The sequence below is a fragment of the Amycolatopsis benzoatilytica AK 16/65 genome, assembly GCF_000383915.1.
Lineage (GTDB): Bacteria > Actinomycetota > Actinomycetes > Mycobacteriales > Pseudonocardiaceae > Amycolatopsis > Amycolatopsis benzoatilytica.
This window is the reverse complement of record NZ_KB912942.1, coordinates 4395901-4409083: the sequence shown is the minus strand read 5'-3', so window position 1 is coordinate 4409083 and position 13183 is coordinate 4395901. Positions and strand designations below refer to the sequence as shown.

Sequence of the window (13183 nt, the reverse complement as noted above, 5' to 3'; positions counted from 1 at the left end):
CCCATCACGGACTTGGGCGGTTAGGAGCGCGGGCCGGGGTCGCTGTAGCTCGGCCGGCCGGTCTCGTTGTGCCCGGCGAACCGGCGCAGGTAGCCCGGGGCGGCCGGGTCGGTCACCGAGATGTCGAACCAGCCGAACGCGGACGCCGTTTCGCACGGCACTCGCCGGGTTTCGCCCGGGCCGAGCACGATCGTGCGGGTGGCGCCGCGGCTGTAAGCGTTGCTCAGCCGCAGTTTGCGGCGCTGGCGGCCCGGGTTCGTGATGGTCAGTGTCAGCAGCGGAGCGCCGTAGTTGTTCGCGGACACCGAAACTTCCGGCTCCGACGTGTCCGCGGTGACGCCGGTGAACTGCGCGAGATAGCCGTTCGCGCCGGTGACGCGCAGGTCGTAGTTGCCGTGCTCGTCCGTGCCCGGCGCGCCTTCCCAGACGTCGGTGACGGTGTCGTGCGCGGCGACCGTGTACCGGCGAGGCGAATCGCCGTGCGCGTAGGCATAGAAATACGCGCCGACGGTGCCGCTGTTGGCGAACCGCACCGAAATCGACCTGCCGTCGCGCTTTTCGGCGACCCCGGCGGTGAACTGGTACGGCAGCGCACGCGCGGGGCGGACACCCGGCTCCTGCTTCGGCATCGCCTGCGGCAGCTTCACCGAGAACGGCTGGTTCTGGCTCGGCAGCGGCTTCGGCGCGGGCGTGGAGACCGGCCGGGTCTGCGGCCGGGAGAAGTCGAACGCCGAGGTCAGGTCGCCGCACACGGAGCGGCGCCAGGCGCTGATGTTCGGCTCGGACACGCCGAACCGGGCCTCCAGGAACCGCAGCACCGAGGTGTGGTCGAAGGTTTCCGAGCAGACCCAGCCGCCGCGCGACCACGGCGACACGACGAGCATCGGCACCCGCGAGCCGAGCCCGACCGGATGCTTGCCGGTCAGCCGGTGCCCGCTCGGGCCGGTGCCGGTGCTCGGGCGCAGCTTGTCGAAGTCAAGGAACTCGTCGGCGAGGCTCGCCGCCAGCGACGGCGACACCAGGCCGTCGGTGCCCGGCCGGTTCAGCAGCGGCGGCATCGGCGGGACCACGTGGTCGAACAGGCCGTCGTTCTCGTCGTAGTTGATGAAGAAGACGGTCTTGCTCCACACCTCGGGGTTCGAGACGAGTGCGTCGAGCACGAGGTTCAGGTAGTACGCGCCGTCGCTGGCGGACGCGGCCGCGTGCTCGCTGTACTTGTAGGGCGGCACGATCCAGGTGACCTGCGGCAGCGTCCCCGCCTGCACGTCGGCGCGGAACTCCTTCAGCGTGTGCGTCGAAACGCCCTGCTCGACCAGCGGGCCCGTGGCGCCCTCCTGCCGGTGGTACTGCGCGAAGAACTCGAGGCTGTTGTCGGTGTAGTTGTCCGTCGGCTCGCCCGGGATGCCGCTGCCGCCCTGGTAGAGCTTCCAGGTCACGCCGGCCTTCTGCAGCCGTTCCGGATAGGTGGTCCAGGTGTAGCCGTTGGTGTCCGGCCGCTCGTCCAGCCCAGGTCCGTTCGGCTTGCTGCCCAACCGGTTCTGCGCGTCGATGGTGCCGGTCCACAGCTGGATCCGGTTCGGCGCGGTGTCGGCGGGAACGGAGCAGTGGTAGGCGTCGCAGATGGTGAACGCCTCGGCCAGCGCGTAGTGGTAGGGCAGTTCGGAACGTTGCTGGTAGCACATGGTGAACACGTCCTGCTTCTCGTTCACCCAGCCGTCGTAGCGCCCGCCGTTCCACAGCGGCTCGCCGCTGCCCCAGCCGTGGTGGGTGCCGGCGATGTGCTCGCTGGTGCGCAGCGCGTCGAGCGGGAACGGCAGCACGTACTCGGCGTCGGCGGGCAGGCCGCGCGCGTTCCAGTGTTCGGTGTGTTCCTTGGCCGGCGGCTGGTAGAACACCGGCTTGCCGTTCGGCAGCAGGTGCGGCCGCGGGTCGCCGAAGCCGCGCACCCCGCGCATGGTGCCGAAGTAGTGGTCGAAGGACCTGTTCTCCTGCATCAGGACGACAACGTGCTCGACGTCTTCGATGGTGCCCGAGCGGCGGGACGGCTCGACCGCGAGCGCCTTGCCGATCGATCCGGGCAGCAGCCCGCCCGCGGCGGCCCCGGCCAGCGACGCGCCCGCCATGCCGAGAAAATTCCGGCGACTCGTACCCGCCATGTGTTCCTCCACTTGATCGCGGCGAGACAGCGCCTCGTCCGGAAGTCCCCGGCCGCCGCTCGCCCCGAGAGAGAATGGAGGAGCCGGGTGTCGCGGATCTAGAGCGCGAATGAATACTCCGGCCGCAGCGGCCCGGTGAGCGGGACACGCGCGGGGAACCGTTGCGCCGTATGCATTTTCGTGATTTAGGCAACGCGGATCCGGTGACGTTCCCGGCGCCGTCCGCGAAAGCCCGAGGCTGCCCCGCTGCGGCCGCGAACGGTGATCCGGACAAAAGGTTCATAGCTCGGTTACCGCCTGGAAACCCTTTCGCCGCCGCGCGTCGATCTGTGCTTTCCTGACGCGCGCGGGTCCGGAGCCTGGGGGTTCCTCGCGGTGACCCGGTAGGGAAAACGGAGCGGAACATGAGCGAGGACGGGGCCGCCGCCTCGGCGCGGATCGACCAGATGGTCGCGCAGGCCAAAGCGAAAGCCGAGCGGTACCAGGCGATGCAAGCCGCCGCCGGACAGGTCTCGGTGACCGAGACCGGCAAGGACGGGCTGGTGACGGTCACCGTCGATTCCGCAGGCAACGTCACCGGCCTGCAGATCTCGGACCGGATCCGGGAACTGCCCGGCGACCGGATCGCCGCCGCCGTGCTGAGCACGCTGCGCCGCGCGCAGTCGCGGCTGCCGGAGAAGCTCGGCGAGGTCATGGCGGGCACGATCGGCGACGACCGCGCGACGGTGGACGCCATCGTCGGCAACTACCGGGCCAAGTTCCCGGAACCCGAGCCGGACGAACCGGAATCCGCGGAACCGGGGAACCAGCGCAAGCTCGGCGCCATCGAAGACGAGCGGACAGAAGCCGGCGCACCGGCTGCGACGCCGCGTCCGGCCCGCCGCCCGGCAGCCGGATCCGACGACGCGGACGACGATTTCGGCCAATCGTTCATGACCCGGGGATGAGTGCGGGAGGAGCCATGGCAGGCGACGGCGGTTACGAAGTCCGGCCGGACGAACTGGCCACCCACGCGAAGGCGGTCGAACAGGTCGGGAAGACGCTGGGGCAGGCGTTGTCGGCGGCGGAGCAGGTGACCATGGGCGTGCAGGCGTACGGGATGATCTGCGGCCCGCTGTTCGTGCCGATCGTGCTCGGCGTCAGCGCGCCCGGGCTGGCCACCCTCGGCCTGGCGGCCGAGGCGATGGGCACGGTGTCCGATGCCGTCAAGTTGGCGGTCACGACTTATCAGACGGCCGAGCAGAACCACAAGCAGGCCATCGACAATCTGGGGAAGAAGCTTCCATGAGCAATCCGCTGGTGGCGCAGCGGCAGGATTCGACGACCTGGCACTCCGGGATCAGTGTTCTGGACGATGCCGCGGGCGTGTACGACGGCGTGCAGTCGGGTTCGTGGATCGAGGGCGGAATCGCCGCCCTCGGCACCGGCCTGGACATGCTGACTGTCGCGATGAATCCGGTCGGCACGCTGATCTCGTACGGGCTGAACTGGCTGATCGAGCACGTCAAGCCGCTGCAGGACGCGCTGAACCAGCTGGCCGGCGACGGCGACCAGATCGCGGCGTACGCGCAGACCTGGAAAAACGTCGGCACCGCGACCCAGCAGGCGGCCAAGGACCTCGCCGCGACCGTGCAGAAGGACACCGCGAACTGGCGGGGCGGCGGCGCGGACGCCTACCGGGACAACCTGAAGAAGAAGATCGACCACATCACCGCGGCCGCGACCTGCGCGAACACTATCGGCACGGTCGTGGAGATCGTCGGCGTGGTCACCGCGGCGGTCCGCTGCCTGGTCCGCGACATGATCACCCAGGCGGTCGGCGACTTCATCCAGGACGCGCTGGAGGAGGTCTTCTCGCTCGGGCTCGGCACGCCGGTCGTGGTGGCGCAGGTGGTCGAGCAGGTCTCGGCGTGGATCGAGAAGATCGGCGCGCTGATCAAGAAGCTGATCAACTCGGTCGAGAAGCTGCGGCCGATGATGTCGAAGCTCGAAGAGATCTTCGGGTCGATCAAAAAGGTGCTGTCGGATCTGCACGGGCGGCCGGGCGAAGCCGGCGACGGGACGCACATCTCCTCGGCCGACGAGCCGCACTCCTCGAAAGCGTCCGGCGAACCGCATCGCGGCGGCGACGGATCGCATCCGCCGGACGACGGGACCGCGCCCAGCAGCGCGGATCCGGGCCACCCCGGCAAGCCGGGCGACTCGACCGGGAAACCGGGCAAGGGCACCGCGCGCGAGAACACCGACCCGGCGAAGGACGGGCGGCCGAACGAAAAGAAGTGCACCGGCGGCGACCCGGTCGACCTGGCCACCGGCGAAATGCTGATGTCGCAGACGGACGTCGAACTGCCCGGCCTGCTGCCGCTGGTGCTGCGCCGGACACACGTGTCGACGTACCGTCTCGGCCGGTCGTTCGGCGAGTCCTGGGCGTCCACAATGGACCAGCGAGTCGAGGTCGACGCCGAAGGCGTCTGCTACGTCGGCGAGGACGGGATCACGCTCACCTATCCGCTGCCCGCGCTCGACGGCACGCCGGTCGCCCCGTCGCACGGTGCGCGCTGGCCGCTGCGCGCGGTTTCCGCGACCGAGTACACCGTGACCAGCCCGGCCGACGGGCAGGTCCGGCACTTCCGGGCGGTCACCGAAAACGGCGCCGTCACGCGGGTGCTGCTGTCCGCGATCGCCGACCGCAACGGCAATGTCATTTCCTTCTCCCGCGACGAGGCCGGGTTCCCGACCGCGATCGAGCACTCCGGCGGCTATCGCGTCGAGGTCGAGACGGTCGCCGGGCGCGTGGTGGAACTGCGGCTGGCCCGCACGGCCGGCGCCGGCATTCCGCTGGCCAGCTATCAGTACGACGAAGCGGACCGGCTGGTCGCGGTCGGCAACTCGTCCGGACGCGCGATGCGGTTCGACTACGACCGCGATGGCCGGGTCACCACCTGGACCGACCGCAACGGGCATTGGTACACCTACCACTACAACGCCGAAGGCCAGGTGGTGCGGACCGACGGCAGCGGCGGCGCACTCGCTTGCACGATCAGCTACGACGAGCGGAACCGGGTCACCACGTACCGCAATTCCCTCGGCGGGGTCAGCGTTTTCCAGTTCGACGAGGACTGGCAACTGGTGCGCCAGACCGATCCGCTCGGCGCGGCCACCGCGTTCGAGCGCGACCGGTTCGGCCGGGTTCTCGCCGAAACCGATCCGCTGGGCCGCACCACGCGCTACGAGTACGACCGGACCGACGAACCGGTCCGGACCGGCTACCCGGACGGCAGCGTCGCCAGCACGGTCCAGGACGAGTACGGGCTGCCGGTCGCGGTGGTCGACGCGGACGGTGCACAGTGGACTTACCGGCGCGACGAACACGGCAACCTCGTCGAAGAGACGGACCCGGCGGGCGCGGTCACCCGGTACGAGTACGGCGAGTTCGGCCAGCTGCGTGCCGAGACCGACGCGCTGGGCAACGTCCGCCGGATCGAAACGGACAGCCGCGGCCTGCCGGTCGCGCTGACCGATCCGCTCGGCCGGGTCACCCGGATCGCCCGCGACGAGTTCGGCCGGATCGTCGCGGAGACCGATCCGCTGGGCAACACCGTCCGGACACAGTGGACGGTGGAGGGCAAGCCGTTGTCGCGGACCCGGGCGGACGGGACGGTCGAGCGGTGGCGGCACGACCCGGAGGGCAACTTCGCCGAGTACTCCGTGGGCGGCGGCCCGTCGCTTTCGGTCGCCACGACGCATTTCGACTTGCCGGTCGCGCAGGTCGGCGCGGACGGCAGCCGGATCGAGTTCGGCTACGACACCGAGCTGAACCTGACCACGGTCACGAACTCGCAAGGCGCGGTCTGGCGTTACGAGTACGACGCCGCCGGTTTCCTCGCCCGGGAAACGGATTTCAACGGCCGGGTCACCGTCTACGCCCGGGATGCGGCGGGCCAGCTCGTCGGAAAGACCAACGGGGCCGGGCAGAGCATCGTCTACGAACGCGACGCCCGCGGCAACATCGTGACCGCGGCGTCCTCGACGGACACCCAGCGCTTCGCCTACGACCGGGCCGGCCGGCTGGTGTCCGCGGCGAACCGCGACGCGGTCGTCGAGCTGACCCGGGACGCGCTCGGCCGGGTGCGGTCCGAAACGGTGAACGGCCGGACCGTCGAGTCGGAGTTCGACGCGCTCGGCCGGTGCGTCCGCCGGCGCACGCCGAGCGGAGCTGTGACGACCTGGGAGTTCGACGCGGCCGGTTCGCCAGTCATGCTGCGCAACGGGAGCCGCGCGCTCACCTTCGCGTATGACGCGGCAGGCCGGGAAACGGTCCGGACAACCCCGTCCGGAGTGCGGCTGGCCCAGTCCTGGGATCCGTCCGACCGGCTGGTCGGGCAGACGGTGCTCGGCGGGGGAGCCGACCCGGTGCAGCGCCGCGCGTTCCGGTACCGGCCGGACGGCAGCGTCCTCGCGACGACCGATCAGATCCATGGCTCGCGCGAGTTCGATCTCGACGGATTCGGCCGGGTCCTGCGGGTGCGCGGCCAACGCTGGTCCGAGCAGTACCAGTACGACGCGGCGGGCAACCTGGCCGGCGAAGGCGGCGAGTCTTGGCGCAGCACCGGGACTTTGCTGCACGATGCGGGCGCGCTGCACTATCAGTACGACGCACAGGGCCGGGTCGTGCGCAAGCAGCGGGGCACCGAGGTCTGGCAGTACGACTGGAACGCCGACGACCAGCTGGCCGGCCTGATCACTCCGGACAACGCGCACTGGCACTATCGGTACGACGCGCTCGGCAGGCGGATCGCGAAGGAACGGCACGTCGACGGCCAAGTGCTCGAACGGGTCGACTTCGTCTGGGACGGCACGACGCTGGCCGAGCAGGAGTCCGCCGGGCATGCGACGACCTGGGACTACGACCCGTCGTCGCACCGGCCGTTGGTGCAGACGGAGCGGCGCGGCGCCGACGAACGGTTCTATGCGATCGTCACCGACCTGGTCGGGGCGCCGACTGAGCTGCTGGACGAGCACGGCGGCGTGGCCTGGTACGGGCAGAACACGGTCTGGGGCAAGCCGATCGCGCACGGCGGCACGGCGGGGACGCCGCTGCGGTTCCCCGGCCAGTACGCCGACCCGGAATCCGGCCTCAACTACAACTACTTCCGCTACTACGACCCGGAAACCGCGCGGTATTTCAGCGCGGACCCGGTGGGGCTGGCCGGTGGGTACTGGCCGCACAGCTACGTGCCCAACCCGCTGACCTGGCTGGACCCGGTCGGGTTGTCCTTGCTGGACGTGGGCAAGAACGGCGTGCACATCGTGGTGCACGAGTACGACGTGGACAAGCCGGCGCACGCGCACGTCACCGGCGGCGGGGGCCGGGAGGTGCGGATCGGGCCGAACGGGCATCCGCTGGACAACCAGCCGGAGCTTTCCGGCAAGCAGCGCGCGGTGGTGGCAGAGTACAAGAAGGAGATCCGGAAGGCGGTCCGCAAGCTCGGCAAACGGAATCAGGCGGAGCAGCGGGCCGAGGAAGAGCGCAAGAAGGCCGCTAAAGGGTGCACGAAGTGACGACGCTGGAAGCCGATCTGGCCGCTTTGTTCGAGCGGGCCGGCCTGGTCGACCTGGACCCGGCCGCGACGGCGGCGGACGAGCACCTGCGCTCCGCCGCCTACCGCCGCGTCGTCGAAGCCGCGGCCCGATCCGGCGACCGGACCGCGGACCGTGCGCTGGCCGCGGTCCTGGTCCGCGACCCGGAACCGCTGACCGCGAAAACCGCGGCGGTGGAACTGGTCGACCAAGTCGCCGGCGCGATGCCGGACGGCGCCGCCTTCTCCGCCTGGGCCGCGTCGATCCTGCCCGAAACCGACCGCCTGTCTTCGGAAAAGGACCGGGAGTTCCTCCGCCAACGCGTCCGGGACTGGACCCTGTGGCTGGCAACCGAAACCGGCGACGTCCCGACGTCGGATGAACTGGCCGCCGTCAGCGACTGGATGCAACGCCGCCTGGCGGACCTGTCCGACTCGCTCCCGGTCCTGGCCCTCCTGGCCGCTCACGCCCGCACCAAGAAAACCCGGAACACAGCCGTCAACCGCGCCAAAACGCTCCGCTGACGCGCGCGCAGCGCGGCCTCGGCCCGCGCGTCTTCGACGTCCGTGAAGGGCCCCTTGAGGGAATCTAATTCCCTCAAGGGGCCCTTCACGGACCTCCACAGCAACCCCAGAAACGCCTCGAGGCGAGCCAGCCTGCGTGTTCCGCAAGCCGACTCGCCTCGAGAATCGAGTGGGCGATACTGGGATCGAACCAGTGACCTCTTCGGTGTGAACGAAGCGCTCTCCCCCTGAGCTAATCGCCCGTTGTGCAACGCACCAGTCTTGGGGTGGACTGGAGTGCGCGATACTGGGATTGAACCAGTGACCTCTTCCGTGTCAGGGAAGCGCTCTCCCGCTGAGCTAATCGCGCGTGCTGCCGTGCAACGTGTGGTCAACATTAGCGGATGCCTGCGAGGCGTCGTGCAGCACCCCCCGCGTTGCGCCGTAACGCCTGGTTACTGTCCGGCGCGCACGGTCATCCGGACGCCTTCGGCGAGCCGGTACGGGCGGGTGTCGACGATCGCGCCGAGGAGCCGGCGCAGGCGGGACACTTCGGCACGCACGGTGACCAGGTGTTCGGCGTCTCCGTAGAGGGCTTCGCTGAGCGCGACGGCGGACAGTCCTTCGCGGCCGGCCTTCTGGAGCCGGACCAGGATTTCGGCGTGGCGTTTGGTCACCGGGCGCGCCAGCCGGAGTCGCCGGCTTGGAAGCTGAGCAGGGGAGCGGGAGTCAGGTCGAGGTCGAGGCGGACCTCGCGGCCGGTGCCGGCCGGGCGGACGAGCCAGCCGTCGGCGACCGGTTCGGGGAGGCAGGCGCCGAGTCCGGGGACGGCGACGATCTGGCCGGCCCTGGGAGCGGCGATGCGTTCGCCCACGGAGACGCCGATGCTGTGCGCGACCCAGCCGTCCTCGTCGACGACCAGGGCCGGCCCGGACATCAGGACTGGTTCCGACAGCTGGCGCAGTCGTTCCAGCCGTTGCCGGTGGGTGCGCCACAGCTCGGACTCGGCGAGCCGGCGTCCGGTTTCGACCAGCGCGCCGACCGCCGGATGCAGCGTGAGCGCGGGCCCGCTGACGTCGATGACGCCGAGCAGTTCGCCGGTGCGCGGGTCGTGGATCGGCGAAGCGGTGCAGTACCACGGGTGCTGACCCAGTTCGAAGTGTTCGCCCGCCAGCAGCTCGATCGGGGCGGCTTCGGCGAGCGCGGTGCCGATCGCGTTGGTGCCGACGCGGGCTTCGGTCCATTCGGAGCCTTCGATGAAGCCCAGCGTGTCGGCCTTCCGCCGGATTGCGGACGACCCTTCGCGCCACAGGATGATGCCGTCCGCGTCGGTGACCACCAGGAGCATGTGCGCCGCGTCGGAGGTCGCTCCGACGATCTGGCGGAGGTCTTCGATGACGTGCCGCAGCGGGGAGCCGTGCCGGCGGCGCTCGACCTCGTAGCCGGGCACCGAATCGCGGGCGTTGATCCGGTCGGCGGTGAGGCCGAGGCTCAGCGCCCGGGACCAGGAACGCGACACGAGCGGCCGCGGCAAGACCGCGGGGCGGCTGCCGCCGATCACGGCCTCGTGCATCCGGACCAGGTCGCGGGCGTGTGCGGGCAGGTTGCGGCCGGGTGGAACCGCACTGTGCACCGCCACAGTCCACCTCCGCACCGTCGCGTAGGCGATCCAGCATAGGTGACCTGCGTCGACGTCGCTATGCGCCGGGCGCGTGCAACTCGCTGCAACCCTTGTTGCCGACCGGCCGAGAGGAGTGTGATCGGCGCTACACCGACATCGAGGTCTGAGGAGTTAGCCATGACACAGACGGTCGACCGGACAGTGCGGACCGGGTCGCCGCAGGCTCGGGTCGAGGACTGGCTGGCCCGGTTCGAGGCCGCGCTGGCGGCTCGCGACGTGGAGGCCGCCGCGGCGTTGTTCGCGGTCGACTCCTACTGGCGCGACCTGGTCTCCTTCACCTGGAACATCAAGACCGTCGAAGGCCGGGACGGCATCGCGGGCCTGCTCGGCGGCTGCCTGGAGACGACCGATCCGAGCGGGTTCCGCACCACCGAACCGGCCACCGAGGCCGACGGGGTCATCGACGCCTGGATCGAGTTCGAGACCGCTGCCGGCCGTGCGAAGGGGCACCTGCGGCTGAAGGACGAGGGTGCCTGGACGCTGCTCACCAGCCTGCGCGAGTTGAAGGGCTTCGAGGAGTCGCAGCGCGAGCGGCGGCCGAAGGGCGTCGAGCACGGTGTCGTGCGCGGCCGCCGGTCGTGGGCCGAGAAGCGGGCTGAGGAGCAGGAGAAGCTCGGTTACGACGAGCAGCCCTACGTCGTCGTGATCGGCGGCGGGCAGGGCGGCATCGCGCTCGGCGCGCGGCTGCGGCAGCTCGGCGTGCCCGCGCTCGTGGTGGAGCGCAACGATCGCCCCGGCGACTCGTGGCGCAAGCGGTACAAGAACCTCTGCCTGCACGACCCGGTCTGGTACGACCACCTGCCCTACCTGCCGTTCCCGGAGAACTGGCCGGTCTTCGCGCCGAAGGACAAGATCGCCGACTGGCTGGAGATGTACACGCACCTGATGGAGGTGCCGTACTGGACGCGGTCCGCGGTCACCTCGGCGGTGTGGGACGACGAAGCGAAGCAGTGGCACGTGAACGTCGACCGCGACGGCGAGCAGGTGGTCCTCACCCCGCGGCACGTCGTGTTCGCGACCGGCATGTCCGGGAAGCCGAACCTGCCGTCGTTCCCGGGGATGGACGAGTTCCAGGGCGACCAGCACCACTCGTCGCAGCACCCCGGGCCGGACGCGTACGCGGGCAAGAAGGCGATCGTGGTCGGCTCGAACAACTCTGCGCACGACATCTGCGCGGCGCTGTGGGAGCACGGTGCGGACGTGACGATGGTGCAGCGCTCGTCGACGCACATCGTCAAGTCGGATTCGCTGATGGACCTCGGCCTCGGCGACCTGTACTCGGAGCGTGCGCTGGCCGCGGGCGTCACCACCGAGAAGGCCGATCTGATCTTCGCGTCGATCCCTTACCGGATCATGCCCGAGTTCCAGATCCCGGTGTACCAAGCGATCCATGAGCGCGACGCGGACTTCTACGACCGGCTGGAGGCGGCCGGGTTCAAGCACGACTGGGGCGACGACGGCTCCGGCCTGTTCATGAAGTACCTGCGGCGCGGCTCCGGCTACTACATCGACGTGGGCGCGTCCGAGCTGGTCGCCAACGGCAGCATCAAGCTGGCGCACGGCCAGGTCGACCACCTGACGGCGAATTCGGTCGTACTCGCCGACGGCACCGAGCTGGAAGCCGATGTGGTGGTCTACGCGACCGGCTACGGCTCGATGAACGGCTGGGTCGCCGACCTGGTCGGGCAGGAGACCGCGGACAAGGTCGGCAAGTGCTGGGGCCTCGGCTCGGAGACGACGAAGGACCCGGGCCCGTGGGAGGGCGAGCAGCGGAACATGTGGAAGCCGACCCAGCAGGAAGGGCTCTGGTTCCACGGCGGGAACCTGCACCAATCGCGGCATTACTCGCTGTATCTGGCGCTGCAGCTGAAGGCGCGCTTCGAAGGCATGGACACGCCGGTGTACGGGCTGCAGGAGGTGCATCACCTGTCCTGAGCGCCAGCCGGTCTGCCCCGGCTCCGGCCGGGGCAGACCCTTTCGGTTACAGGAAGTCGCTCCAGAACGGTCCCGCGTCCTGCTTCGTCAACGCGGCCAGGCTGGCGCGCCCGGATCCGCCGAACTCCTGGTTCAGGTAGTCCAGCAGATCCGTGCCGTAATAAATGATGTCCGCGCCCATCATGGACAGCACCGGCCGTCCGGACGAGCCGTGGCCGCCGGGCAGGTACCGGTGCGAGAAGACCGGAACCATCCTCGGCGCGGCTTCGGCCCGCCGCTTCGCCGCGGCCACCGCGGCCGCCGCCGGGGCCGGACGTTCGCCCCAGGCCGGATCCCACCAGCCGTGCTCGACCGCCTGCAGCACGCCCTCGACCGGCCAGGCGACTTTCCCGCGCAGCTCCTCGGGATCGCCGTCGCGCCAGTCCGGCCACGGCGGACGCCGAGCCGCCGGATCGCCGGTCGCCGGGTCGAACGGCCGGGCCACCGGCAGCGCCACTGCGAGGAACGCGCGGTGGTCGTGGGCGAACTCGAAACCGTATTCGCGCTCGATGCGCGCGAACTCGGCGTCGGTCAGCCCGGGCGTGAGCAGGCAGCAGTCCAGTTCGGCCAGCCGCCGCGCGGCCGCTTCGCCTCTTTCCGCACCTTCGTTCACCTGGCGATTCTCGCAATCTCCGGACTGCCGCGCCACTGTCCACTGTGGCCGCGAGACGGCCGGAAGAACCCGGTTCTGCCGGTGGAACTGCCTGGGACGGCAACTGTGCCGCGATTAGTTTCATGACCAGTCGCCGAGCGGCGGCGCCGGAGGGACAACCTCCGGAAGCGGCTTACCTTATCGAGGAGCGTTGTCATGGCGAACACCGCGCAGATCACCGTCACCGAAGAGCTTGCCCCGGTCGTCGAGATCGCCGACCACGAGCTGGACGCGATCGCCGCGGCCGGCGAGTTCGGCTCCGTGCCGCGCCAGCCGCGCGCCTGACCTCACCTTCTTGCCCGGGCCGCGACCGGCGGCGGCGCGGTTCCGGGCAAGTGCCGGTTCCCTGGTCAGTACACAGTGGACCGGCACTTCAGGCACCGGCGGCCCGGCGGAAGCCCTTCGGGCCGCCGGTGCCTGAACTCCAGCCCTTCTCCGGAACGCGCGGGCGGGCGGCTCCCCCTCCCGTCCGCCCGCGCCCCCGGACCCCTTTCGCCCTGCAGGAGCCGGATCATGGCGCAGCCCCAGCACACCCTGGCCGACGACGACGCCGACTACGTCGCGGTCGAGACCGAAGACCCGGAACTGGACGTCATCGCCGGCGCCGGCGGCGGCCCGCGCGGGCCGTTGAGCTGAG

At 70.2% G+C, this 13183-nt stretch carries 11 protein-coding genes and 2 tRNA genes; 7 read left to right on the top strand and 6 right to left on the bottom strand.

What is annotated here, in order from left to right:
- Positions 1 to 20 precede the first annotated feature (20 nt).
- Entirely contained in the window at positions 21 to 2156 is a 2136-nt protein-coding gene (locus AMYBE_RS0120250; protein WP_027927833.1) for a phosphocholine-specific phospholipase C, read from the bottom strand.
- A 404-nt stretch (positions 2157 to 2560) separates the two neighbouring features.
- Between AMYBE_RS0120250 and AMYBE_RS0120245 the strand changes: the two genes are divergently transcribed.
- Genes AMYBE_RS0120245 through AMYBE_RS0120230 form a run of 4 tightly spaced genes read left to right on the top strand, consistent with a single transcriptional unit; the run spans position 2561 to position 8260 of the window.
- On the top strand, positions 2561 to 3103 hold the full coding sequence (locus AMYBE_RS0120245; protein WP_020661213.1) for a YbaB/EbfC family nucleoid-associated protein: 543 nt from the start codon (positions 2561 to 2563) through the stop codon (positions 3101 to 3103).
- A 14-nt stretch (positions 3104 to 3117) separates the two neighbouring features.
- The gene (locus AMYBE_RS0120240; RefSeq protein WP_020661212.1) at positions 3118 to 3444 is read left to right on the top strand and encodes a type VII secretion target; all 327 of its coding nucleotides are present in this window, start codon (positions 3118 to 3120) and stop codon (positions 3442 to 3444) included.
- Positions 3441 to 7718: a DUF6531 domain-containing protein gene (locus AMYBE_RS42040; protein ID WP_051124752.1), complete on the top strand. Its 4278-nt coding sequence runs from the start codon at positions 3441 to 3443 to the stop codon at positions 7716 to 7718. Before AMYBE_RS0120240 ends, AMYBE_RS42040 begins: the two co-directional genes overlap by 4 nt.
- Positions 7715 to 8260 carry a hypothetical protein gene (locus AMYBE_RS0120230; protein WP_169515257.1) on the top strand — a complete coding sequence of 182 codons (546 nt, stop codon included), beginning with the start codon at positions 7715 to 7717 and terminating at the stop codon, positions 8258 to 8260. The genes AMYBE_RS42040 and AMYBE_RS0120230 overlap by 4 nt, the downstream gene beginning before the upstream one ends.
- 170 nt (positions 8261 to 8430) lie before the next feature.
- On the opposite strand, the gene AMYBE_RS0120225 is transcribed toward AMYBE_RS0120230, so the two are convergent.
- The 4 genes from AMYBE_RS0120225 to AMYBE_RS42035 all read right to left on the bottom strand — a co-directional run bounded on the left by AMYBE_RS0120225 (position 8431) and on the right by AMYBE_RS42035 (position 9872).
- Positions 8431 to 8502 (bottom strand) — tRNA-Val (locus AMYBE_RS0120225).
- 35 nt (positions 8503 to 8537) lie between these two features.
- Positions 8538 to 8609: transfer RNA gene (locus AMYBE_RS0120220), tRNA-Val, on the bottom strand.
- A gap of 85 nt (positions 8610 to 8694) precedes the next feature.
- Positions 8695 to 8916 (bottom strand): hypothetical protein, encoded by a 222-nt coding sequence (locus tag AMYBE_RS46235; RefSeq protein ID WP_245573227.1) that lies wholly within the window; start codon positions 8914 to 8916, stop codon positions 8695 to 8697.
- Positions 8913 to 9872: a sigma-54-dependent transcriptional regulator family protein gene (locus tag AMYBE_RS42035; protein WP_245573226.1), complete on the bottom strand. Its 960-nt coding sequence runs from the start codon at positions 9870 to 9872 to the stop codon at positions 8913 to 8915. Before AMYBE_RS42035 ends, AMYBE_RS46235 begins: the two co-directional genes overlap by 4 nt.
- Before the next feature lie 165 nt (positions 9873 to 10037).
- On the opposite strand from AMYBE_RS42035, the gene AMYBE_RS0120210 reads away from it, so the two are divergent.
- Positions 10038 to 11855: a flavin-containing monooxygenase gene (locus tag AMYBE_RS0120210; protein ID WP_020661210.1), complete on the top strand. Its 1818-nt coding sequence runs from the start codon at positions 10038 to 10040 to the stop codon at positions 11853 to 11855.
- Positions 11856 to 11901: 46 nt separating this feature from the next.
- Here the strand turns inward: AMYBE_RS0120210 and AMYBE_RS0120205 are convergent, their stop codons facing one another.
- Positions 11902 to 12507 carry an SMI1/KNR4 family protein gene (locus AMYBE_RS0120205; RefSeq protein ID WP_020661209.1) on the bottom strand — a complete coding sequence of 202 codons (606 nt, stop codon included), beginning with the start codon at positions 12505 to 12507 and terminating at the stop codon, positions 11902 to 11904.
- 195 nt (positions 12508 to 12702) lie between these two features.
- Between AMYBE_RS0120205 and AMYBE_RS46680 the strand changes: the two genes are divergently transcribed.
- Complete coding sequence (locus AMYBE_RS46680) at positions 12703 to 12831, top strand: hypothetical protein (protein ID WP_020661208.1); 129 nt, start codon at positions 12703 to 12705, stop codon at positions 12829 to 12831.
- A 228-nt stretch (positions 12832 to 13059) separates the two neighbouring features.
- A complete protein-coding gene (locus tag AMYBE_RS46675) occupies positions 13060 to 13182 on the top strand; it encodes a hypothetical protein (protein WP_020661207.1) in 123 nt (40 codons plus the stop codon).
- Position 13183: the final 1 nt, after the last annotated feature.

Coding starts and splice junctions, on each gene's coding strand:
- AMYBE_RS0120250 (WP_027927833.1), bottom strand. CDS start 2,156: ATGGCGGGTACGAGTCGCCGGAATTTTCTCGGCATGGCGGGCGCGTCG.
- AMYBE_RS0120245 (WP_020661213.1), top strand. CDS start 2,561: ATGAGCGAGGACGGGGCCGCCGCCTCGGCGCGGATCGACCAGATGGTC.
- AMYBE_RS0120240 (WP_020661212.1), top strand. CDS start 3,118: ATGGCAGGCGACGGCGGTTACGAAGTCCGGCCGGACGAACTGGCCACC.
- AMYBE_RS42040 (WP_051124752.1), top strand. CDS start 3,441: ATGAGCAATCCGCTGGTGGCGCAGCGGCAGGATTCGACGACCTGGCAC.
- AMYBE_RS0120210 (WP_020661210.1), top strand. CDS start 10,038: ATGACACAGACGGTCGACCGGACAGTGCGGACCGGGTCGCCGCAGGCT.
- AMYBE_RS46680 (WP_020661208.1), top strand. CDS start 12,703: ATGGCGAACACCGCGCAGATCACCGTCACCGAAGAGCTTGCCCCGGTC.
- AMYBE_RS46675 (WP_020661207.1), top strand. CDS start 13,060: ATGGCGCAGCCCCAGCACACCCTGGCCGACGACGACGCCGACTACGTC.